The sequence below is a fragment of the Marinobacter sp. F4206 genome (genome assembly GCF_019392195.1).
GTDB lineage: Bacteria > Pseudomonadota > Gammaproteobacteria > Pseudomonadales > Oleiphilaceae > Marinobacter.
This window is the reverse complement of the sequence record NZ_JAHXKI010000003.1, coordinates 341886-364674: the sequence shown is the minus strand read 5'-3', so window position 1 is coordinate 364674 and position 22789 is coordinate 341886. Positions and strand designations below refer to the sequence as shown.

Sequence of the window (22789 nt, the reverse complement as noted above, 5' to 3'; positions counted from 1 at the left end):
CAGCTACCCGAAAGCGTCATGGCGTTCCTGCAGCCCCCATCCCTACGTCGAGAAGCTACAGGTGACCGGCCTCCCGATGACCGTCACCGGGAAGATCCAGAAGTTCAAGATGCGGGAGATCTCGATTGAGGAGATGGGGCTGAAGAAATAAGCCCTCCCCTTCCTAGCGAAAACCAACAAAGCCCGGCTCGTTGTCGGGGTTTTTCGTTTCCGGACTGTGCGTCTACTCGCCACCTGCCAAAGAACTCTTGAACGCTGGACAAAAACTTTGACCGTAGGGGTTCCGAGTGCAAGACTCAAAGCAATCTCCGCTACCGGAAGGGAATCCGAAATGCGCCTGTTCACGCCCACCGCTGCCCTCGTAACACTCGTCTCGATACCGGCCTTCGCGCAGGATATCGCCGTCAATGAAGAAGACATCGACATTGGCGGACAGAAGTACTCGCCCTATCTTTATCAGCGCTACCCCGACCGGGTGTTCTTTGGCGACACGCATCTCCACACCAGCTATTCGACCGATGCGGGGATGGTTGGCAACCGGCTCGGACCCAACGACGCCCTTCGTTTTGCCAAGGGCGAACAGGTTATCTCGTCAACGGGTCTTCCGGCTCGTCTGATCCGGCCACTCGATTTTCTTGTCGTCGCCGACCATGGCGAGAACCTCGGCCTCGCGCCGATGATCGAGGAGTCGAATCCCGAGCTACTGCGCGATCCGCAAGGCAGGGAATATCATGACCTGGTGAAGGCCGGAAAGGGCTGGGAGGCCTACCAGATCTGGAAGCAATCCGGGGCCACCCTGAAGGACTCGATGCCAAACCCGAAGCTTCAGGCACAAATGTGGAACCGAATCATCGACGCGGTCGACCAGCACAACCAGCCCGGCGTATTCACGGCGTTTCACGGGTTCGAATGGACCTCCACGCCCGACCTTCGAAACCTCCACAGGGTGGTGATTTTCCGTGACGATGCTGAGGCAGCGCGGCAGGTCGTGCCGCTCAGCATCTTCGACACAACCGACCCCGAGGATCTCTGGAATTACCTCGCCATGTACGAGGAAAAGACGGGAGGCAGCGCCCTCGCCATCCCGCATAACGGCAACCTGAGTCAAGGCCTCATGTTTGCCGTCGAACGGCTTAACGGCGAACCTTTGGATGCAGAGTACGCCGAGCGCCGGATGCGGTGGGAACCAATCTACGAGGTCACGCAGATGAAGGGCGACGGCGAGGTTCATCCCATGCTCTCGCCCAACGACGAGTTTGCGGACTACTACCAATGGGACAAGGGCGACTTCGGGCTTAATCCAAAGGAGCCCGAGATGCTGCCACACGAATACGCCCGAAGCGCGCTCAAGCTGGGACTGAAACAGGCAGAGGCGATCGGCGCGAATCCGTTCAAGTTCGGCATGATCGGCTCGACGGACAGCCACACCTCGCTTTCCACAACCCGGGAAGAGAATTTCTTCGGCAAGTTCTCCGGCACCGAACCCGCGACCGAGGCGCGCTACACGGACCTCGTCACCCAGGACCTGCGAGAAAACGGAGACGGCAGCCTCGACGTCTACCACTGGGAGTCGCTCGCCTCCGGTCTTGCCGCCGTCTGGGCACGGGAAAACACGCGCGAGGCGATCTGGGACGCGATGGCGCGCAAGGAAGTCTATGCAACAACGGGCGGGCGTATGCTGGTTCGCGTTTTCGCCGGCTGGGACTTCAAACCGGATGAGGTGCACCGCCCCGACTTTGCCCGCCAGGGCTACGAGCGCGGCGTGCCGATGGGCGGCGACCTTGCGACAGCGCCGGACGGCGCCGGCGGCCCACGCTTCATGGTTCGCGCGTTGCGCGATCCCGATGGCGCGAACCTCGACCGGGTTCAGATCGTCAAAGGCTGGCTCGATGCCGGCGGCGAGCTGCAGGAACGCATCTATGACATAGCCGTGTCTGACGGCCGCGAGATCGGCCCGGACGGCCGGGCGACGACACCGGTCGGCAGCACGGTCAAAGGTGCGGGCTATACCAACACGATCGGGGAGGCAGTACTCGGCGCCTTCTGGGAGGATCCTGACTTCGACCCTGCGGAGCGAGCCTTCTACTACATCCGGGTGCTGGAAATTCCCACGCCCACATGGATCGCCTATGACGAGGCAGTCTTCGGCAAGCGCGATGCGCCCGACGAGGCTCTGCGCGAGTCCCAGGAGCGCGCCTATACCTCGCCAATCTGGTACACGCCGTAGATCAGGACAGAATCACCAGATGATCGGGCAGTTCATTACGCTCGTGGGTGGCGGGCACATGCTCTTTCAACAATTTGCCACAGGCGGCAATGCAGTCAAGAAACCCCTGCCGGGTCTGGCCCTGATGCACCTTTGCGGTGAAGTCCGCGACGATGCCTTCCCACACCGAGTTGTCCAGCACATCGGCAATGCCCTGATCCACCAGAATCTCCACGTAGCGTTCCGCTTCCGAGACGAAGATCAGCATGCCGGTGGAGCCTTCGGTATGGTGCAGGTTCTGCTCCAGGAACTGCCGCCGCGCGAGGTTGGACGCCCGCCAGTAACGCACCTGCCGGGGAATCAGGCGGGTGTTGATGCCGGGTGCGCGGAACAGCAGGCTGAGCAGGATGAACGCGCCCCACTGCACCAGCATCAGCATGTCGGCACCGAACCAGTTGCCGAAGTAATTGGCAATGCCCGGCACCAGCAACGCCAGGATGCCGGCCCAGAGCAGTGGAATATAGCTATAGTTATCGGACTGGGCCGTCAGTACGGTGACCAGTTCGGCGTCGGTTTCCCGCTCCACCTCGTTGATGGCGGCGGTAACGGCTTCCTGATCGCTTTTGCTTAATAGTGTCATGATTCTTTCATTCTCATTGTCGGGTGAAGGGACTCAGCGCGCTCGGCTATCGGTGCGGAGCTACCAGCCACCGGAGGCACCGCCGCCGCCGAAGCCGCCTCCACCGCCGCCAAAGCCACCCCCCCCGAAGCCGCCGCCCCGGCCGCCCATGGCACCACCCAGCAGAACACCACCTAACAGGGCTGCGCCACCGCGCCCACCACGGCCACCGCGACTGCCGATAAAGAAAATCACGGCCATCAAGATGAAGAAGAACAGCGCCACCATGCCGGCTTTGGGCTTTTCCTGGACGGCACCGGTCTGCTGGCCCTGGGCAACGGCCATGGGCTCGCCACCGAGCACCTGTATCATGGCTGCGGCGCCGTTAAAGATACCGGCCTGAAAATCCCCCTGACGGAACGCCGGGGTAATAATGCGATTGATGATCACGGAGGAGTCAGCATCCGTCAGCCGGCCTTCAAGGCCGTAGCCCACCTCAATGCGGATTTTGCGGTCTTCCTTCGCCACGATCAGCAGGGCGCCGTTGTCCTCGCCTTCCTGACCGATACCCCAGTGCCTGCCCAGCTGGTATCCGAAATCCTCAATCGGAAACCCCTGAAGGTCCGGCAAGGTCACCACCACCACCTGTTCGGTGCTGGCCTGCTCGTGGGCTTGGAGCATCTGGCTCAGGCGCGACTCCACCTCAGGAGACAGCATCTCCGCGCGGTCCACCACCCGGCCAGTCAGCTCGGGAAATTCCGGCGTGGACTGGGCCCAGACGGTGGCCGGCAGCAAAACCAGCAACACCAACAGCAGGCTCTTGTGGAGCTGGGCAGCCATCAGAATTCCACCGCGGGCGCTTCGTCCGCATTTTCCGTGGTGGCTTCAAAGTTGGCGCGGGGCTCCAGATCGCTGTAAAGAAGGGTGTGCCAGATCTTGCCCGGGAAGGTACGCAGTTCGGTGTTGTAGCGCTCCACTGCCTGAATGAAATCCCGGCGCGCGACGGCAATACGGTTTTCCGTGCCTTCCAGCTGAGACTGCAAGGCCAGGAAGTTCTGATTCGACTTCAGATCCGGATACCGTTCCGACACCGCCATCAGCCGGCTCAGGGCACTGCTAAGCTCACCCTGGGCCTGCTGGAACTGCTGTAGCTTCTTGGGGTTGTCGAGAATGCTTTCGTCCACCTGAATGGAGGTGGCCTTGGAGCGCGCCTCAATCACCGCGGTCAGGGTTTCCTGCTCCTGGGCCGCGAAGCCCTTGACGGTTTCCACCAGGTTGGGAATCAGATCGGCCCGGCGCTGGTACTGGTTTTCCACCTGGGACCAGGCAGAGGTGACCTTCTCATCGTAAGTGGGAATGTTGTTGATCCCACAGCCAGTCAGTAACAGAACCAGTGCCATCAGCGGTGCCAGCTTCCAGACAGTCCATTGTTGAAAGGGTTTATAAACGATTCCCATAGTGCTTTTCCCGGTGGTGAATACATGAAAAAGAATGATGCCTGGCCCTCAGGCAGAGGCATCGAACTACCCTCTCAGTGGGGGCATGGCCAGTGTTTTCAAGGTAATCAGGGTGTTCCAGCCCCACATCCGTTATGGAATAGGGCCGCTCCTGAGAGTAAAAACCCGAAGGCTTGGTGCCGGGCCACAGCCCCGCAGCCCGCTGGTAACCCAAGAGTCATACGGACGCGTTCGCAGAACTCCCCAAAATCGCATGAGAAATGAGGGTAACTATCTAATGGGGGTGGATGGCTGAGTGCCTGACAGGTTAAGAGCTATAAAAATGCTCTACCCGCTTCAGATTCTGGTGATATATTAATCAAATCCAGCCAAATCCCATTCTGGTGGTGGTGAGACCAAGCGTGCCGACAGGATGCGTGTTCCCTGCTGTCAGCCCCGCCTGCCACTTGTGATCTCCTTTGCGTTAGCCCGATGGGCGATGGTTCCCGAACCATGCCGGCCGTCGATGTGTGCGAACGGCAACCATTATTGAGGAGAGATGCCATGAAACCTGCCCTTTTTCCGTTCCGCCCTGCCCGCTCCATCGGTTTGTCGGCACTGCTGGTTCTTTCGGGCGCAGCGATCGCCGCCGACCCCCAGGTGTTTACGGGGGAACCCGTGGCGGTCGGAAACGGCTCCGCGCGCGTGGTTTTGGCGCTAAACGCCGAGAATGAGCCTGAATCCGTATCGGTGCTAATGACCAGGGACGCTCTGGAAGGGCTGCCGGAAGCCAGCGCCGAGCAAGAGGTCTGGGAGTTCTCATTACCCATGCCGGATAGCGCCCCGGCGACCGGATACGACCATGTCGTTCTCGACTGGAATCCGGCCGGGCACCTTCCCGAAGGTGTTTACGACCTGCCCCATTTTGATGTGCATTTTTACCTGATCGGAACGGACGAGCAGGAGGCGATCACGTTCCACGGCGAGGGCCGGGAAGTGGCGATGGCCGCACCGGACCCTCAACTCGTGCCCGAGGGCTACGTGATCCCGCCTGATGCCGCTGTCGAGAGAATGGGGATGCACGGCCTGGATCCGGCCGGTGCCGAATTCCAGGGGGAAGTCTTCAGCCACAATTTCATTTACGGTTACTACAAGGGTGAGTTGATGTTTGTGGAACCGATGGTATCCCTGGCTTACCTCCAGTCACTGCCGGAGATGACCACTCCCGTGAAAAAGCCCCAGCGCTACAGCTATCCGGGCTGGTATCCGGGGACTTACGAGATCGGTTTTGACGCCGGCAAAGACGAGTACCGGATCGCGATCCGGGATTTGCAGAGGTATGAGTGAAGCAAAGAGCACTAACGACGATTGAAAGAAAAACCCCGGTCCAGGCCGGGGTTTTTGCTTTGCGTTACGAGTCGGGCACCAATCAGGCCTTCCGACGCAACCGCCGCCAGATGGCCAACGGGGCCAGCAATCCCAGGACAACCCCGAAGGAGCCACACCCACCGCTACCGAAGTCTACTTCATGCCCAACCCTGTCCGCCCAGGCGATCGCTCGCTGGAGAACGAGCTGGCGGGTATCCGCCAGGACGTGGATGGGCTGATCCGCAATATGGAGCAGTCAATCGCGGAGTCCGAAGCCTTTATTCGGCATTTTGGTGAAGACGGGTAACACCTAGCCACAAAGGGCCAAGAGGGCTACAGTCAAAACGAAGGTCGAATCAAGAGCCGGACCATTCGGGGCAAACAGGGAGTAAAAGCTATGGAGCACCAATACGCCGACCCTGAACTTGGGCCAGCCGTGATGCAGTTTGATGCGGCGCTGGCCGATTTCGCCCGCGCCCGTCGCTCAGATCCCCAGTCATCCAGCCTCGCCCTGCTTGAGCGGACCCGGATGCTGATGACACTGCCGGGTGGATTTGACGCCTTGTACAGACGAGTTCGCGGGCTGGAATCCGCCGGCATATTCGGCACGAGTGATTGGTCAAAGCCGGCGATTCTGCAGCCGGCACTGGCGAAGCGCTCGCTGCGCGAAGCGGGCGCCGTGACAACGGTGGTTGAAGCCATCAGCGAGCTCCGGATGCTTGCGGTCACTCGCGGGGATTACTTCCATCCGGGCATCTCTTCGGAACAGGCCAGGCACTTCCTGACCCAGGTGATGGCGCTGAACCTGGACTTGCTGTCCGGTCAACTGACGGAAGCAGACCGGGAACGCCCCAAGCAACTCGGTGTCATCGTACACCAGCTGTACCAGTACCTGATTTCTCATCTGGGTTACGAAAGTCTGCTCGACAGCCTCGTTGCAGAAGTCTGGCGATTACTGGATCAGGGGCCGGTCCAGGTAGACAGCATCCGCGAGATGATTGGCCAGATTGCAAAGTGCCTCTATGACCCGGAAACGATAACCATAGACAACGCCGACGCCACCCGCCTTGTGCACTCATTGTTCGCGCCCACCCCAGGCAGCATCGAAGACCCGGGCTTGGAACTGTATGGCCAACGGCTGGCTCAGATGGACGATGCCGGCCTCAACTCCGAGGCGACTCATTTCGCCCGGAGCATGCATGACACCGGTCTTGCCTCGCCCTACCACGCGGTTATGCTGAGATTCCTGCGCAAAACTGGCAAGGACGACCTGATCCCAACCACGCTTGGGCTCACCATGACGGGATTGGACGACCTTTACTGCTATACCGAGCTGGTCCACGCCCTGATCGACGAGGCCATCTACCCGGAAAGCTGCCAGGCCGTTTTCGGGCTTACCATGATGCTGGAGCGGGGTTCGCTGTTCACTCCGTCGGTTGCACAGGCACTGTGGCGTCATATCAAACTTGAGCTGTCGGAAGAGACGACATCGGCGCTCGAAAGCACGTTTGGAAATGCCCAGCCGGCCAAGGTGTTCCTGCTGGCTGGCGTTCTCAACCTCCTGGGCCAGCCGCTGGGTGTCGGCCAGGGCAATAACCCCAGCTGTCAGTCGGCCATTGGTCTGTCGATGTGGGCTGCGAACGAGGCCGACTACTTGCTTCAGGTTCTGGCCTGGGCCGCCCGGGATAACGAGGTTCTGGGGCGCTTCGAGGGTGCAGAAGTCTCGTCCAGGAATCTGGAACCGGGATTGGTCAAGGAGGCACCGGTGGATGTGGATCCGGTATCACTGATTCTGATTCCGCACCTGGACCGGATCTATGGTGAGATGTGGCGGCGCTGCCAAGGCCGGGATGATGACGCCCACCGCTGGATAAATCCGGAATTTTACGGGTGGTGGGTCAGCCACGGCTTTCGGGTGGTGGCCGACATTCATACCGGAGAGGTGCACGACTACGACGGCTTCGTTCGCCATTTTTACGCCAGCTACCACCCGTTCTACAATGGCCAGATGCCCGTCATACATGCTCAGCCCGCTGGCATCGCCGTCACCGACAGCGCCGCCCGTTTTGTCGGCCGCCATGCCATCAACATCCTCAGGGTCGGGCTCAGCCCCGAAAACGAGACGCGGGTCTACTTTTTTAATCCCAACAATGACAGTGGCCAGGACTGGGGTCAGGGCATTACCTGTTCCACCCGCGACCACGGCGAATTCCGGGGGGAAGCCTCCTTACCCATTGCCGAGTTTGCCTCGCGACTGTACGCGTTCCATTACGACACGCTGGAACTCGGTGACGTGAATGAAGTACCGGATGAGGAGGTCGCCCGGGTCATGGAACTCGGCCACACTAGCTGGGCGGCACCCCCAGCCACTTGAGTTGAGACAGCGCACTGCCGAACCACCAGGCCATCAGCCACAGCCCGGCCAGATTAAACAGCAGGTGGGAGCCGTCAATGTGAGTCAGGTTGGCAGTCAACAGCCGCCACAATTGCCCCTGCCCGAGAAGCGCGCGGTGGTATTGAAGCCACTGACCAACAGGCAACAGCCAGACCAGCACCATCAAGGCACTGATTGCGATGGGAACGAGAGGCCGGTTTCGAAACATTGACAGCAAGAACAGCACCCGTAAAGTCATTCAGGTGCCATCATATATCGATCACCCGCCGCCGGTCAGGCTTACCGTGAATGCAATTTACGAAGTGTGTACCAGCGCCGCATCAAAACCGTTTTGAGCAAGCCGCTGAGCCTGATCGTCCGTCATGCCCAAATCCTTCCGCAATGCCTCGAAGTTCTCCGTCATGTAGCCCCCGAAGTAGGCAGGGTCGTCGGAATTGACGGTTACCTTCAGGCCACCCTCCAACAGGTCCAGGATCGGGTGCTGCTTGAGACTGTCGTATACCTTCAGGCGTATGTTGGACAACGGACAAACCGTGAGCGGGATCTGGTCCTTGCGCAGGCGTTCGATCAGGGCCGGGTCTTCGGTGGCGCGAACGCCGTGGTCGACCCGCACGACACCGAGTTCGTCCAGCGCCTGCCAGATGTACTCGGGCGGGCCTTCCTCACCGGCGTGGGCCACGGGAAGCAGGCCCAGTCCGCGGGCCCGGGCGAAGACGTTCTTGAACTTGGAAGGCGGATGGCCCATTTCACTGCTGTCGAGCCCCACCCCGATAAAGTGATCCCGAAATGGCAGCGCCGCATCCAGGGTTCGCTCGGCCTCATCCTCGCTGAGGTGCCGTAGAAAGCACAGAATCAGCCCGTAACTCAGCCCCCACTCGGCGTTCGCCTCTTTCAGGGCCCGGGTGATTCCGTTGACCACCGTTGCCATATCAACGCCCCTGTCCGTGTGGGTCTGGGGATCGAAGAATGGCTCAACATGGGTCACGTTCTGGGCGCGGCACTTCTCAAGGTAGGCACGGGTCAGGTCGTAGAAGTCCTCTTCCCGCAGTAGCACCTGCGCGCCACTGTAATACAGGTCCAGGAAGTCCTGCAGGTTGCCGAAATCATAGGCCTTGCGCAGCGACTCAACGCTGTCATATGGCAACGCAATGCCGTTGCGTTGGGCCAGCCGGAACATCAGCTCCGGTTCCAGGCTGCCTTCGAGATGAATATGCAGTTCGGCCTTTTTCAGGGCGTTCAGGTCAACAGACATAGGGTTTCCCTCCATTAACGGGTAATTACTCCTTAGAGGATGGAGGCATTCCTGTAAACCCCTCCAAAGACAAGAATCATGAATCGAGCTTCGCTTCGCCGAATTCTTGATTCCGCCGTCTCGCTTTCACGCACGGCTCTGCTATGTTTTAAATTGCGCAGGAGGTCGTCACGTCATCGGGGCCGGCTCGAAGTGCCAGGACCGGCGTTCAATGTTGAGCTTCAATGGAAGAGCCGATTCACTCCTATGGTCACTCTACTGGCGATCGTCACCCTCGTTATCCTGTGCTGGCGGCTTTACTCGAAACGCGTGCAAAATTCCGAGGCTTACCAGGCCGGAGTGGTCCCGCTCGCCAACATCATGGATATCGGGTTCGTTGCTATGACCCCGATTATCGTGCATATAACCGGGCTCGCCTCAGGCCTGGCCATGGCGGGACTCTGCGCGCTCGGCTTCGCGATGGGCTGGGTGATCCGCTACAACATTCGCCGGTTCGAGCCAGTTTCCGGCCAGAAGGGCCTCCTGCATAACATTGAACACATTGCCCAGTGGGCGCTGGTGCTAGCGAGCGTTGTAAACGTCGCTTACTACCTGCAGCTGATGGGTGCGGCCATTATCTACCCGTTCCCTTTCGCCGGCGTTGCTGCGTTTCCGACGATCATCGCTGTTGTTTCGCTTTTGGCCCTTGGCGGCATCGGCTTTTTTCATGGCCTGGGCAAGCTTAACCAGATGGGCCAGCGGACCACGGCTTTCAACCTCGCCGCCGTCGGCGCGATCATCGTCGCATTCCTGGCGTACAACCTCGAAGTAGCCTTGGCGGGAAACTGGTCGTTACCCGATTACCGGCCAGAACTAACCATCGAAGGCGGACGCCAGATCCTCGGTTTCTTCGCGCTCGTCCAGGGGTTTGAAGCCTCTCGCTATCTCTCCTCGGAATACAGTGCCGAACTGCGTATCAGCACCATGCGGAAGGCACAGATTATCGCCTCTGTTGTTTTCGTTCTCTTCCCGTTATCGACGCTCCTCCTGTTTGCGGAGGTCCGCCCTGAGCCAACGGAGGCGGCGGTCCTCCAGATTGCAGAAGTGGCAAGCCCGGTACTCCCCTGGCTGGTTCTGGCCCTGGCGATTGGAAGCCAGGCCTCCGCCTCGGTGAATGCGATATCCTCCCGTTCTCATGTCTTGGAGGAGATCTCCGGTAACCGGCTACCTCTACGAGTTACCTTCCCGCTGCTCGCTGCCGGGGCGATCGCAGTGGTTCTGGTTACCGACGTGCTTTCGGCTGTCGCTGCTGCATCCCGCGTTTTCGCGGTTTTCTTCGCGCTCCAGTGCCTCATCGCGCTACTCCTGGCCGGCCGCCATAAAGAGTGGCCCAAATTCGCAGGCATCCTTGCGGTCGGCCTGGCGATGGTTATCATCGCAATTTTCGGGATTTCTTCCTGATCGGCGTGAACCACCGAAGCCAGCCTGAACATCCGCTAAAAAAGCGTTGACGGCGTTTGTTCAACGTGATGTTATCGTCGTTAACATTGTTACCGGCGTTAACTTGATGGCTCAACCTGTTACCACCCGGCAAGCCCCCTACCATCACGGCGACCTACCGCAGCAGGCGCATCGTCTGGCCCTCGAAATTGTGCGCGAACATGGCGACGCGGCCATCAGCTTACGGGCACTGGCCAAGGAAATCGGGGTCAGCCCCCCGGCGTTGTACCGTCATTTCGTTGATCGCGAAAGCCTGCTCGCCGAACTCGCAGTCAGCGGTTTTAAGGTGTTACGTGAGCGATTGCTGACGGTAGGCTCATCCAATCCGCGGCAGGCACTGATTGATATTGGCCTGGTGTACGTATCTTTTGCCCAGGACGAACCCAACCTGTATCGGCTGATGTTTGGCGGGCGGGTGTTGCCCCGGGGCACTCATCCTCGCCTGGACGCAGCCGGCAAAGGTGCGTTCCAGGTACTGGAAGACACCATCGCCCGGGCTCAGCGAGTCGGTTACCTGAAACCTGTGCCGCTGGCACTGATGACGGCTGCGGCCTGGTCGCTGGTCCATGGGCTGTCCCAACTCACCATTGATGGCCATTTACCGGTGGCCGAGGCGGAACCGCAATTGGCAGAAGGGGTCCTCACCCTTCTGCTGGACGGTTCCAGAAGCAGTACCCAACAATAAACACGCAAGGACCCGCACTATGAGCAGCCCCAAACCCAGCACCATCCGAGTCGGTCGCCGTTATCGAGCCAATCGCCTGGAGGGCCCCTACGACGCCATCGTCATTGGCTCCGGCATCGGCGGTCTCACCGCCGCGGCCTGCATGAGCAAACTCGGAAAGAAAGTGGTGGTGTTCGAGCAGCACTACACCGCCGGCGGCTTCACCCACAGTTACGATCGCAATGGCTATGAATGGGACGTGGGTGTGCATTACATTGGCGACATGGGCGCAGACCATACCCTGAGCAAGCGCCTGTTTGACCACATCACCGATGGCCAACTGTCGTGGGCTCCGATGGACGACCATTACGACCGGATCTTCATCGGCGACCGCCACGTTGATCTGGTGGCCGGGCCGGACGCCTTCAAGGCGGAACTGAAAACGGCGTTTCCCGGCGAAGAGCAGGCCATCGACACCTACCTGGATTATCTCAAGCAGGTTGCCAAGGCCATGCCCGGCCTGGTGGTGGGTAAAGTGCTACCGGATATGGCCAGCGGCCCTTTGCGGAAACTGGTCACCAAGGCCACACCGGATTATCTCAACAAAACCACCCGGGAAGTCCTCGAGAGCCTGACCAGCAACCAGGAACTGATTGCCGTACTTGCTGGCCAGTGGGGCGACAATGGTCTCCCGCCGGCTGAGTCCAGCTTCATCATCCATGCCCTGATCGCCCGGCATTACCTGTATGGCGGTTACTACCCCATCGGCGGGGCGTCGGAGATGGCGAAGACGATTATTCCGGTTATCCAGCAAAGTGGCGGAGAAGTGTTTACCTACGCGGATGTCACGGAAATACTGATCGACAAAGGCAAGGCTGTGGGCGTGCGCATGGCGGACGGCGAGGAGGTGCGGGCACCCATGGTGATCAGCAACGCCGGCGTGTTCAATACTTTCGGAAAACTGTTGCCGGACGGGGCGCCAGAAAAGGATTACTACCAGCAGAAGCTGCAAACGGTCGAACGCTCCATGGCCAGCAACTGCCTGTACATCGGCCTGAAGGATACGGCGGAGAATCTGGGACTACCAAAGACCAATTACTGGATCTATCCCGGCCCGAACTACGAAAAGAATCTCAGCAACTTCATGGCGTCACCCGAGACCGCTGACATTCCACTGACCTACATCTCGTTTCCCTCCGCCAAGGACCCGAGTTTTGAGGAACGCTATCCGGGACGCGCAACCATCGAGATCGTGGCCCCGGGCCCTTACGAATGGTACGCCCAGTGGGCCGACAAAACCTGGGGTAAGCGCGGTGAGGACTACGAGGCCGAGAAAGAAGCCTATGCCCAGCGTCTGCTGAAAAAGCTGTACGAGAAATTCCCGCATCTGGAGGGCAAGGTGGACTACTACGAACTCTCCACGCCGCTGTCGACAGACTACTTCTGCCGCTACAGCAAGGGCGAAATCTACGGCCTGAACCACACCCCGGACCGCTTCGAGCAGGATTGGCTGAAGCCGAAGACCCGCATTCCCGGCCTCTACCTGACTGGCCAGGATGTGATGACCTGCGGCGTGGTAGGCGCCATGATCGGCGGCCTGCTCACGACGATTGCCGTCAGCGGTCTGAAAGGGCTGCCCTTGGCCAAGCGAATGTTTGTCGGCTAGGAGGCTTGTGACCGCCGGTCTCGCAGCGACTGGATCCATTTATAGAAAATCGGCACCAGCAGCGTGCCAAGAATGGTGGCCATCACCATGCCGCTCAGCACAGTGATACCGAGACTGATGCGGCTGGCCGCTCCTGCCCCGCTGGCGAGCACCAGCGGCAGCACGCCGAGCACGAAGGACAACGCCGTCATCAATACCGCCCGGAAACGCAGGACGGCGGCCTTGTTGGCGGCTTCTTCGGCACTCAGCCCCGACTGCCGCAGCTGCATGGCGAATTCCACGATCAGGATCGCGGTTTTGGTCGATAGCCCCACCAACAGGACCAGTCCAACCTGGGCGTAGATGTTATTGGCAAGCCCCACCAGCCAGAGCCCCGTCATGGCGCCAAAGATGGCCATGGGCACGGCACCGATGACCGCAACCGGAAGACTCCAGCTTTCGTATTGGGCCACCAGGAACAGGTAGACGAAGACGATGGCCAGCAGGAAGATGACCACGGCCAGATTCCCGGCCTGGATTTCCTGCAGGCTCTGGCCGGCCCAGCTGAACTCGTAGCCTTGTGGCAGATTCGCCGACAGCGCCTCCATGGTGCCGATGGCATCGCCACTGGCAAAGCCAGCGGCGGCTTCACCGGAGATCGTCACCGACCGCTTCAGGTTGAAATGCTGGATGCTTGACGGCCCGAGTACCGGGCGAAGCGACGCCAGCGTGGTCAGAGGCACCATGCCACCGTCACGGTTGCGAACGAAATAGTGGGACAGGTCTTCAGGCCGCTGCCGGAACTGACCTTCCGCCTGCAACAACACTCGGTAGTTCTTGCCGAAGCGGGTAAAGTCGTTCACGTACAGCGAACCGAGCTGGGTCTGCAGGGTAGAGAATATATCCGACAACTGGATGCCCAGCGCCTTGGCCTTGTTGCGGTCTACTTCCAACAGATACTGGGGAATATTGGCGCGATAGGTACTGTAGACCCTCGAAAGTTCACTGCGCTGGTTGGCCTCGAAGATCAGGCCGTTCATCACCTGGGCCAATTCGGACACGTCTCGCCCAAGGTTGTCCTGTAGCCGGAAGTCAAAACCCGATGAGGTTCCCAGGCCGGGGATCGGGGGCGGGTTGAATACCATGACCTGGGCTTCTGAAATGGCCCACAGTCCGGAATACAACCGTGGCAAAATGGCTCGAAGCCCCAGCTCCGGCTCTTCTCGCTCTTCCCAGTCCTTGAGCATCGCGATGCCGAGGCCGTTGTTGGAGCCGCTGCCACCCAGCAAAGAAAACCCGGAGACCGAAATGAAATCAGTGACGGCGGGATCCTCCAACACCAGGTCGGTGACCTTGGCCAACACCGCATCGGTCCGCTCCAGCGACGAGGCATCCGGCAACTGCACATCCACAAACAGGAAGCCCTGGTCCTCCGGTGGCACGAACGCCATTGGAACGGACTTGAACAGGCCCACCATGCCCGCAAGCACCGCAACCACGACCACGGCCACCAGGGCGCTCTTGCGGAGCAGTCGGCTGACCACCGCCGAATAGCCCCGCGTGCCCACTGTGATGGCCTGCTCGAACGGTTTGAGCCAGCCAATGGACTGGTTACCTCTGCCCAACAGTGAGACACAGAGTGCGGGACTCAATGTCAGCGCGTTGATGGACGAGATAATCACGGCCACGGAAATGGTCACCGAGAACTGCTGGTACAGCGTGCCAGTAATGCCGGGCATGAAGCCCACGGGCACGAACACCGCCAGCAGCACCAGGGTGGTTGCAATCACCGGCCCGGTTACTTCCGCCATGGCCTTGGTGACCGCGTCCCGTATCGGCAACTTACCTTCCTGAAGGATGCGCTCGACGTTTTCGATGACCACGATGGCGTCGTCCACCACAATCCCGATCGCCAGCACCAGACCGAACAGGGTGATGGTGTTGATGGAGTATCCGAGAACTGCCATCACGGCGAAAGTCCCGATCAGGGAGACCGGAATCGCAATGGACGGTATGAGCGTGGCGCGCCAGTTCTGCAGAAACAGGAACACCACCAGGATAACCAGGCCGACCGCCTGGAAGAGCGTGATGATAACCTCGTCGATGGAGCGGGTAATGAATTCCGTGGTGTCGTACAGGATGGAGTGGGAGACGCCGTCCGGGAAGGTGGTGGCAGCCACTTTCACCACCTGTTTCACCTGTTCCGCAACATCCAGGGCATTGGCGTCCGGTAACTGGTAGATCACTACGAATGCGGTGTCCTGATTGTTGAGCTTTGCAGTGGACGTGTAGGAACGGGAACCCAGCTCAATGCGCCCGACATCCCGAAGCCGCAGAAAACCCCCACCCGGCCTGGCCCGAATGATCATCTGGCCGAATTCTTCGGGGTCCGACAGCCGCTCCTTGCTCTGGATGGTGTAGACAAACTGCTGTCCCTCGGGCACCGGCGCCTGCCCCAGCTTGCCCGCCGCCACGATCTGGTTCTGTTCCTGTATTGCGGCAGCGACGTCCGCAACAGTGACATCGAGAGAGGCCATGCGCCGCGGATCAAGCCAGATCCGCATGCTGTAGTCCTTGGCGCCCATGACCTCCGCTGACGCCACGCCAGGGACTCGTCCCAGGGTTTCCACCAGGTTATTGGAGGCGTAGTTGCTGAGGAAAATGCCGTCCAGGTCCGGCCGCTCGGACGTCAGGTTGATCCCCAGCAACATATTGCCGGACTGCTTGCTGACCACGACGCCCTGTCGCCGGACCTCATCGGGCAAGAAGGGTTCCGCCAGCGCGACCCGGTTTTGAACGTTGACCTGGGCAATATCCGTGTCGGTGCCACTCTCGAAGGTCAGCGTGATGGTCGCCGTGCCCTCACTCGACGCCGTGGACTCGATGTAAATCATGTCCTCCACACCGTTGAGCTGCTGCTCGATGGGGCGGGTGACGGCCTCCTCCACCACCTGGGCGCTACCGCCCGGCAAGGTGGCGGTCACCTGGATCTGAGGTGGCGCCATGTCCGGGTACATATTGACCGGCAGGAGCCGCAAGGCCATCAATCCCGCCAGGGTGATGAGTATTGAGATGACAAACGCGAACTTTGGCCGCTGGATAAAGACGCTGCTGATCATTGATCAGCCTCTTCGGTCTCCCTGAGCGCGCCGGTTTGGGGATCGATCCATTTCCGTACCGGATTCACAGTGGTCCCCGACCGGACCTTCTGCAATCCCTCCACGATCACCCGCTCCCCGGCCTCCAGGCCACTTTGCACCACCATCATCGAACCGCGGCGTGGGCCAGTTGTTACAAAGCGCTGTACCACTTCCTGCCGGTCGTTTATCAACAGCACGAACGTGCCCTCGATGGTTTCCTGGATCGCCATTTGTGGCACGAGCGCGTGCATTTCACCAGACTGCCCCTGGATCAGGACCGTCACATAGAGCCCAGGCAGCAGTATCGAACGGGGATTCGGGAAGACGGCCCGAATGGGTACGGTGCCGGTGCTGCTTTCCGTGCGCACGTCGGTAAAATCCAGGACACCATTCTGGTCATAGCTTTCACCGTCGGGCAAGGTGAGCGACAAGGTCAGCTGGCTGGCAATGTCCCGCGTTGAACCGGAGTTAGCCCGACGGAATGCGACATAATCCGCCTCATTTACCTCGAACTGAACGTAAATGGGGTCAGTGACCAAGACCTCGGTAATCGGACCACTCGAAGGGTTCACCACCGCACCCACGTCAAAGTTGAGCTTGCCGACCCAGCCATCAAAAGGCGCGCGAATTTCTGCGTAATTCAGGTTGGTTCTGGCTTTATCGACGGCAGCCTCTGCAGATTGCAGTTGGCTTTGGGCAGCATTGAAACGGTCCTTCAGCTTGTCCAGGTCAGCATCGGACAAAAATCCCTTGCCGGCCACCTCCTCGCCTCGCCGCAGGTTCTTGGTGGCCGATTCCAGCTCTGCCCTGGCGGCGGCCAACTCGGCCTCCGACTGCTTGAGGCTGGCGCTGGCCGTCGTGTCTTCAAGACGGAGCAGCACCTGGCCCTGGCTTACCCGAGCCCCCTCTTCAAACAGGATCTCACGTATCTCGGCTTCAATCCGGGCGGTGATGTCAGCTTTCGCTGAGGCAGCAGTCCTCGCCACGAATTCACGGGATGGTCGCACTTCCGAATCCTCGACCACCACCACGGATACCGACGGCGGCTCGGCCTGCGGTGGCTCGGGGGACTCTGAGCACCCCACAACCACGATCAAGGTCAGGACAAAAACCGGAAGATGCTGAACGCGTTCCTTACGAGCAAAAGAGCTGGCCATCGATTCCTTTCCCTCTTTGATACACTCACATACCACAAGAATTCAGAGAGCTACTTCCTAGATTAGTCGATAGGCTCGAAAAGCGTGGATAACGGGAGAGCACAGGAGTTCTGTCTGTCCTGAGGAAGAATCGATCGGTTCACTGCCGGCTTTTATTCCATGTTTGTCAGGTACCACCTGCCCTCGCCATTCCGGCAAATCTGCAGTTCCTCATGTCTAAGCAGTTTACCTTTCTTGAAACTGTCGAGCGCGACCATCCGGCAGGATTCGCCACCCTCGAACGAATCCGAAACCAATTCAAATCGACCCGTGATCGAACCATCGGAGGTCACAAATTCCTCCGAATCCCCAACTTCTGCCGTATTCAGGAAGGCCTGTAGCCGACTCTCCAGCCTGGCACGGTCTTCGTCCGACAGTTTAACGTCTGAAGGCACCAACACTTGTGCTGCATTTCCAAGCAGGTTGATCGGCGCTTTTATAATCCCGGTGATGACGTTGGTAAACGCATTTTCACCGGCACTGGACGCGATCTCGTTCGCATTCGCCACTATTTTTTCGACCCGATTGAGGGTCGGAGGAATGGTCTGGCGGATATTCTGGCTTTCCTCCAGCACGGACGGAATGACGGTTCTATAGGCTTCGAGTTCGGCGAGTACCTGGGGCACAAGAGAACGAACCGAGGCTACCTCAGCGCGAATTTTCCCGGATTCCTGCAACACGGAGGGCATCAGCAATCGTACTGCCTCCGTTTCTTTGAGGGCATCTCCGGCCAGGAATCTCAATTTTTCTGCCTCGTCCAGAAATTCCGGCGCCAGCTCAACCGCGGGCTTGACCGACTCGACAATCTCGGATGCCTTTTGAAGGCCCTCGGATATCCGGTCGGCGCTTCGGATCACGGCGTAGCCAAAATAGAAAATAGACGCCGCAAGCACCAATATGCTCAGCGTTCGAAAGGATTCGGATAACGTCTTCACGGAGCGGCCTCCCCGACCCTGGGGCCCCACAAGAGGTATGAAAAGATTAGACCAGCAACTGACGACCGTCTACGGCAAGACCAAGCCCCTGACACTTACCTGACAGATGATCAAAGGTGGCTATACTCAGTGAAGTTATTGGGGGGTGAATAAAAAATGCGCTATCAGGAATGGCTGGATTCGCTGTCCATTGAGGCTTTTTTTCTCTCCTTTATACTCATCACTGTGGTGGTTGCAGAATGCGGGTACCGGATCGGTCGCTGGTGGCAATTTCGCACCCCGGGTGACAAAGAAGGTCCCACGAACATGATCGTCGGCTCCCTTCTCGGTTTGTTGGCATTCCTGCTGGCGGTGACCATGGGCATGGCCTCGGACCGTTTTGATACCCGCCGCGTCATGGTCCTAACCGAAGCAAATGTCATCGGAACCACCTATCTCCGAGCCGGGTTTCTGCCTGAAAACGAGGCGTCAGAGACTCGAGCCCTTCTTGATGAATACGTCCCATTGAGGATCGTGCTAAACGACCCGCAAGATGTGCCCGATAGAATCAACCGGTCCCTTGAACTGCACAATGAACTCTGGGCCATCGCCGAGCGTCTTGCCAAATCGATGCCTGAATCGGACATTCTGGCACTTTACATTGAATCACTTAATGAACTGATCGACATTCATCAATCCAGGCTGACCGCAGGAATATACGCGCGTTTACCCGGCACGGTACTCCTGCTCCTGCTGGCCAGTTCGGTCCTCACCCTGGCCATGGTGGGTTACAGTGCCGGCCTCACGGGCCGCCGCAGCCCGCTTACCGCGATCGGAATGATTGTGGTATTAGGCGCCGTGATTACTCTGCTCCTGGATCTCGAACGCCCCCGCAGCGGCCTGGTCACCGTAAATCAGCAACCAATCATTGACTTGCAGCAGTCGATAACAACCGACGCCGGGGAGACTTGAGGGATTTACAAGTTTGAACGCATTTGCCTGGCAGCTGCTATTTCCCGCCGCAAACATCGACAAAAGCCTGTCACTATGACAACTCTGTCCATCGCTCACTCCTGCCGACTCTATCCATAGTTACAGCGTAACCGATAAGGTGATTGGCGATGGCAGTGATTACTTCAGGCCAAAAACAAAAAGGCCACTCCGGAGAGCGGCCTTTCAGGATTGCTTTGGCAACAACCTAGCCCAGGTTTTTCTTCACGAACTTCTGGATTTCACCCACGATACCGCTGCGGAAGGCCAGCACCACCACAATGAAGATACCACCGAGGATCGGGTCGACCCAATCCCTCAACGCGCCTTGGGACAGCTGGTACTCAATGTTCACCACAAAGGTGGCACCAACCACAGGCCCGAGCAGCGTCCCCATGCCACCGACCAGTGTCATCAGGATAACCTCGCCCGACATGTGCCAGTGGGCATCGTTCAGGGACGCCAATTGGAACACCACCGACTTCATTGACCCGGCCAGACCCGCCAGGGCGGCAGAGATCACAAAGGCCAGCACCTTGTAACGGTTCACGTTGTAGCCAAGAGATATCGCGCGGGGCTCATTCTGCTTGATCGACTTGAGTACCTGGCCGTAAGGACTGCTGACAATCCGCTGAACCAGCAAGTAACAACCGAGAAACACCGCCAGCACGAAGTAGTACATGTTCAGGTTGTTCTCGAGGTTGATCAGCCCGAACAGGTGGCCCCGGGGAATGCCGTGCATGCCATCCTCGCCGCCGGTGAATTCCGACTGCACGAAGAAGAAGAACACCAGCTGGGCCAGCGCCAGGGTGACCATTGCGAAGTAGATGCCCTGGCGACGGATCGACAGCAGGGCAAACGCCAGACCCAGCACGGTGGCAAGCGCGGTACCCGCGAGAATACCCACCTCCGTGGTCAGGCCCGAGTAGTTGCTGAGCAGGTACCCTGTAGTGTAACCACCGGTTGCCAGGAACGCGGCATGGCCGAAGGACAGCAGTCCGGTAAAACCAAACAGCAGGTTGAAGGCCACCGCGAACAGTGCAAAGCACAGGATCTTCATCAGGAAGACCGGGTACATGACGAACGGTGCCGCCACCAGAAGCAGGACCAGCACGCCGTTGAGCAGCATTTTCTTGCGGTCCTCGATCTTCTGCTGTTCCAGAATGGCTTTTTGAATGTCGGCCGGATTGAATGACTGGCTCATGGTTACGCCTCCTTACCAAACAGGCCTGCAGGCCGGAACATCAGAACCACCACCATGACCAGGAAGATCACCGCGGATGAAGCAGGCGGATAGAAGGTTTTCGTGAGCCCTTCGATTACCCCCATCAGGATACCGGTGATAATGGCACCACCGATGGAGCCCATACCGCCGATGACGACAACCGCGAACACGGTAATCAGAATGTGGGAGCCCATAACCGGCGTCACCGAGTAGATCGGTGCAGCCAGGACCCCGGCGAACGCCGCCAGCATGACGCCAAAGCCATACGTGAGGCTCACCAGCAGTGGCACGTTGATACCGAAGCCCTGCATGAGCTGGGCGTCTTCCGTGCCGGCACGCAGGTAGGCACCGAGCTTGGTCTTTTCAATCATGAACCAGGTGCCAAAGCAGACAACCAGGGCAATCGCGATGACCCAGGCCCGGTAGTACGGCAGGAACATGAAACCGAGATTGATCCCGCCCTTGAACAGGTCCGGCATGGAATACCTCATGCCAGACACGCCATAGATGTTCGTTAATACACCCTGAAGCAGCAGGGCAATACCGAAGGTCAGCAACAGACTGTAGATATGATCCTGGCCCGCGATGCGGCGGAGCAGGAAATACTCGATGATCACCCCGACCACACCAACCAGCAGTGGCGCCATGAACAGCGCAACCCAGTAGTTGACGCCCAGAACGTCGAACAGGATGACGGTGGCCATCGCACCGAGCATGTACATCGCCCCATGGGCAAAGTTAATAATCTTGAGCAGGCCGAAGATGACCGCCAACCCGAGACTCAACAGCGCGTAGAATGCGCCGTTAATGACCCCGATCAGAAGCTGACCAGACAGCACCGCAAGGGGGACACCGAAAATCATGGACATGTTGCTAACTCCAAAAGCAGCGCGGACGTTTTACCTGAAACCGTCGTTGCAGATTCCGGGGACTCGCCGGCCATGCCGGCCGGAGAGTCCCCTGGGGTTACGCTCTTACTTGCTGGTTACCAGCGGGCACTTGCTCTCGGAGAGCGGACGGTAGGCTTCATCTGCGGGAATGGTGCGCAGAATCTTGTACAGGTCCCACTCGTTCTCGGACTCGTCCGGCGTTTTCACCTCGGCCAGGTACATGTCGTGCACCATCCGGCCGTCTTCGCGGATCTTGCCGTTGGTCGCAAACATGTCGTTGATCGGGGTGTCCATCATCTGCTTGCGCACGGTTTGAGCGTCGTCAGAACCGGTCGCTTCTACCGCTTTCAGGTACTGCATGGTGCTGGAGTAAACGCCGGCATGAACCATGGTCGGACGTACGCCGGTCTCTTCCATGAAGCGGTCAGACCACTCACGGGCCTCGTCGTTCATGTCCCAGTACCAGCCCGTGGTCAGCTGGATACCCTGTGCGGCCTCAACACCCAGCGCGTTGACGTCGGTCAGGAACAGCAGCAGCGCAGCCAGGGTCTGGCCGGACTGGGTCACACCGAATTCACTGGCAGTGTTGATCGCGTTGGTGGTGTCAGCACCGGCGTTGGCCAGGGCAACCACATCGGCACCGGAGGCCTGGGCCTGCAGGATGAACGAGGAGAAATCAGGTGTCGGGAACGGATGACGCAGGGTACCGATGATCTCCCCGCCGTTTTCCTTGACCACTCGGGACACATCGCCCTCAAGGGCATGGCCGAAGGCATAGTCAGCGGTCAGGATGTACCAGGTCTTGCCACCCTCTTTGACCACGGCGCTGGCGGTACCGTTGGCCAGCGGATAGGTGTCATACACGTAGTGGATGTGGTTCGGGGTGCAGTGTTCGTTGGTGATGCTGGAGGCCGCAGAGCCGGAAATGATACCCAGCTTGTCGTTCTCTTCGAGGATGTCGCTCACGGCGATAGAAACAGAAGAGGCTACGAGGCCGGCAACCAGGTCGACGTCTTCGTTCTCAACCCAGCGACGCACGGTAGAAGACGCTACGTCTGCGCTGTTGCGGTCATCGGCGCTGACGACTTCAATCTTGGCACCGTTCACCTTGCCACCGAAGTCGGCAATGGCCATTTCCATTGCTTTCAGGCCGTTTGGTCCAGCCAGGTCCCGGTAGGTACCAGACATGTCCGCCAGATAACCGATCTTGACGGTATCGTTTGAAACGGCGGCCTGGGCACCGCTGGCCAGCATGGCTGAGGCAACGGCTGTGGTCAGAAGCTTTTTCATCATTGTCATTGTTGTATCTCCGCTACTGTGTTGCGTTGGTTCGGGTTTATTGTTGCTTTTCTTGCTTTCGCTCTTGCCTA

Annotated in this window: 19 protein-coding genes and 1 pseudogene; 9 read left to right on the top strand and 11 right to left on the bottom strand. The window is 59.0% G+C overall.

The genetic code is table 11. The features are described from left to right. Positions 1-61 precede the first annotated feature (61 nt). Both KZO34_RS18855 and KZO34_RS14915 read left to right on the top strand, forming a co-directional pair. A pseudogene (locus KZO34_RS18855) lies at positions 62-151 on the top strand (AMP-binding protein); the annotation flags it as partial. Positions 152-331: 180 nt separating this feature from the next. Further along, positions 332-2227, top strand: coding sequence for a DUF3604 domain-containing protein (locus tag KZO34_RS14915; RefSeq protein ID WP_219477638.1), 1896 nt, complete (start codon positions 332-334; stop codon positions 2225-2227). A 1-nt stretch (position 2228) separates the two neighbouring features. On the opposite strand, the gene KZO34_RS14910 is transcribed toward KZO34_RS14915, so the two are convergent. The 3 genes from KZO34_RS14910 to KZO34_RS14900 are packed head-to-tail and all read right to left on the bottom strand — an operon-like array spanning position 2229 to position 4225. Beyond that, entirely contained in the window at positions 2229-2846 is a 618-nt protein-coding gene (locus KZO34_RS14910; protein WP_219477637.1) for a TPM domain-containing protein, read from the bottom strand. A gap of 60 nt (positions 2847-2906) precedes the next feature. After that, complete coding sequence (locus tag KZO34_RS14905; RefSeq protein ID WP_219477636.1) at positions 2907-3665, bottom strand: TPM domain-containing protein; 759 nt, start codon at positions 3663-3665, stop codon at positions 2907-2909. Further along, complete coding sequence (locus KZO34_RS14900) at positions 3665-4225, bottom strand: LemA family protein (RefSeq protein ID WP_374706537.1); 561 nt, start codon at positions 4223-4225, stop codon at positions 3665-3667. The genes KZO34_RS14905 and KZO34_RS14900 overlap by 1 nt, the downstream gene beginning before the upstream one ends. Positions 4226-4825: 600 nt before the next feature. On the opposite strand from KZO34_RS14900, the gene KZO34_RS14895 reads away from it, so the two are divergent. From KZO34_RS14895 to KZO34_RS14885, 3 genes are all read left to right on the top strand, one after another. Further along, the gene (locus KZO34_RS14895; protein ID WP_219477634.1) at positions 4826-5608 is read left to right on the top strand and encodes a DUF5602 domain-containing protein; all 783 of its coding nucleotides are present in this window, start codon (positions 4826-4828) and stop codon (positions 5606-5608) included. Positions 5609-5789: 181 nt separating this feature from the next. Next, complete coding sequence (locus KZO34_RS14890) at positions 5790-5936, top strand: DUF2959 domain-containing protein (RefSeq protein WP_257900436.1); 147 nt, start codon at positions 5790-5792, stop codon at positions 5934-5936. A 90-nt stretch (positions 5937-6026) separates the two neighbouring features. Then, positions 6027-8003 carry a hypothetical protein gene (locus tag KZO34_RS14885; protein WP_219477633.1) on the top strand — a complete coding sequence of 659 codons (1977 nt, stop codon included), beginning with the start codon at positions 6027-6029 and terminating at the stop codon, positions 8001-8003. Here the strand turns inward: KZO34_RS14885 and KZO34_RS14880 are convergent. Then, a complete protein-coding gene (locus tag KZO34_RS14880; RefSeq protein WP_257900465.1) occupies positions 7975-8232 on the bottom strand; it encodes a rhomboid family intramembrane serine protease in 258 nt (85 codons plus the stop codon). The genes KZO34_RS14885 and KZO34_RS14880 overlap by 29 nt on opposite strands. Before the next feature lie 87 nt (positions 8233-8319). Then, positions 8320-9276, bottom strand: a complete 957-nt coding sequence (locus KZO34_RS14875) for an adenosine deaminase (RefSeq protein WP_219477631.1) — start codon at positions 9274-9276, stop codon at positions 8320-8322. Positions 9277-9522: 246 nt separating this feature from the next. Here KZO34_RS14875 and KZO34_RS14870 point away from each other — a divergent pair, with 246 nt between their 5' ends. The 3 genes from KZO34_RS14870 (at position 9523) to KZO34_RS14860 (ending at position 13085) form a co-directional block, all read left to right on the top strand. Continuing rightward, on the top strand, positions 9523-10716 hold the full coding sequence (locus tag KZO34_RS14870; RefSeq protein ID WP_219477630.1) for a hypothetical protein: 1194 nt from the start codon (positions 9523-9525) through the stop codon (positions 10714-10716). Between the two features lie 106 nt (positions 10717-10822). Next, complete coding sequence (locus tag KZO34_RS14865) at positions 10823-11440, top strand: TetR/AcrR family transcriptional regulator (RefSeq protein WP_219477629.1); 618 nt, start codon at positions 10823-10825, stop codon at positions 11438-11440. A 19-nt stretch (positions 11441-11459) separates the two neighbouring features. Then, positions 11460-13085 (top strand): phytoene desaturase family protein, encoded by a 1626-nt coding sequence (locus KZO34_RS14860; protein WP_219477628.1) that lies wholly within the window; start codon positions 11460-11462, stop codon positions 13083-13085. Here the strand turns inward: KZO34_RS14860 and KZO34_RS14855 are convergent. From KZO34_RS14855 to KZO34_RS14845, 3 genes are all read right to left on the bottom strand, one after another. Beyond that, positions 13082-16183 carry an efflux RND transporter permease subunit gene (locus KZO34_RS14855; protein WP_219477627.1) on the bottom strand — a complete coding sequence of 1034 codons (3102 nt, stop codon included), beginning with the start codon at positions 16181-16183 and terminating at the stop codon, positions 13082-13084. The genes KZO34_RS14860 and KZO34_RS14855 overlap by 4 nt on opposite strands. Continuing rightward, on the bottom strand, positions 16180-17361 hold the full coding sequence (locus tag KZO34_RS14850) for an efflux RND transporter periplasmic adaptor subunit (RefSeq protein WP_219477626.1): 1182 nt from the start codon (positions 17359-17361) through the stop codon (positions 16180-16182). Before KZO34_RS14850 ends, KZO34_RS14855 begins: the two co-directional genes overlap by 4 nt. A gap of 152 nt (positions 17362-17513) precedes the next feature. Next, a complete protein-coding gene (locus KZO34_RS14845; RefSeq protein WP_219477625.1) occupies positions 17514-18335 on the bottom strand; it encodes a hypothetical protein in 822 nt (273 codons plus the stop codon). Between the two features lie 156 nt (positions 18336-18491). Here KZO34_RS14845 and KZO34_RS14840 point away from each other — a divergent pair, with 156 nt between their 5' ends. Next, positions 18492-19286 (top strand): bestrophin-like domain, encoded by a 795-nt coding sequence (locus KZO34_RS14840; protein WP_219477624.1) that lies wholly within the window; start codon positions 18492-18494, stop codon positions 19284-19286. Between the two features lie 226 nt (positions 19287-19512). Here KZO34_RS14840 and KZO34_RS14835 read toward each other — a convergent pair whose 3' ends face one another. The 3 genes from KZO34_RS14835 to KZO34_RS14825 all read right to left on the bottom strand — a co-directional run bounded on the left by KZO34_RS14835 (position 19513) and on the right by KZO34_RS14825 (position 22718). Further along, on the bottom strand, positions 19513-20508 hold the full coding sequence (locus KZO34_RS14835) for a branched-chain amino acid ABC transporter permease (RefSeq protein ID WP_219477623.1): 996 nt from the start codon (positions 20506-20508) through the stop codon (positions 19513-19515). A 2-nt stretch (positions 20509-20510) separates the two neighbouring features. Beyond that, the gene (locus KZO34_RS14830) at positions 20511-21398 is read right to left on the bottom strand and encodes a branched-chain amino acid ABC transporter permease (RefSeq protein WP_219477622.1); all 888 of its coding nucleotides are present in this window, start codon (positions 21396-21398) and stop codon (positions 20511-20513) included. Between the two features lie 105 nt (positions 21399-21503). Then, positions 21504-22718 (bottom strand): ABC transporter substrate-binding protein, encoded by a 1215-nt coding sequence (locus tag KZO34_RS14825; RefSeq protein ID WP_219477621.1) that lies wholly within the window; start codon positions 22716-22718, stop codon positions 21504-21506. Positions 22719-22789 lie beyond the last annotated feature (71 nt).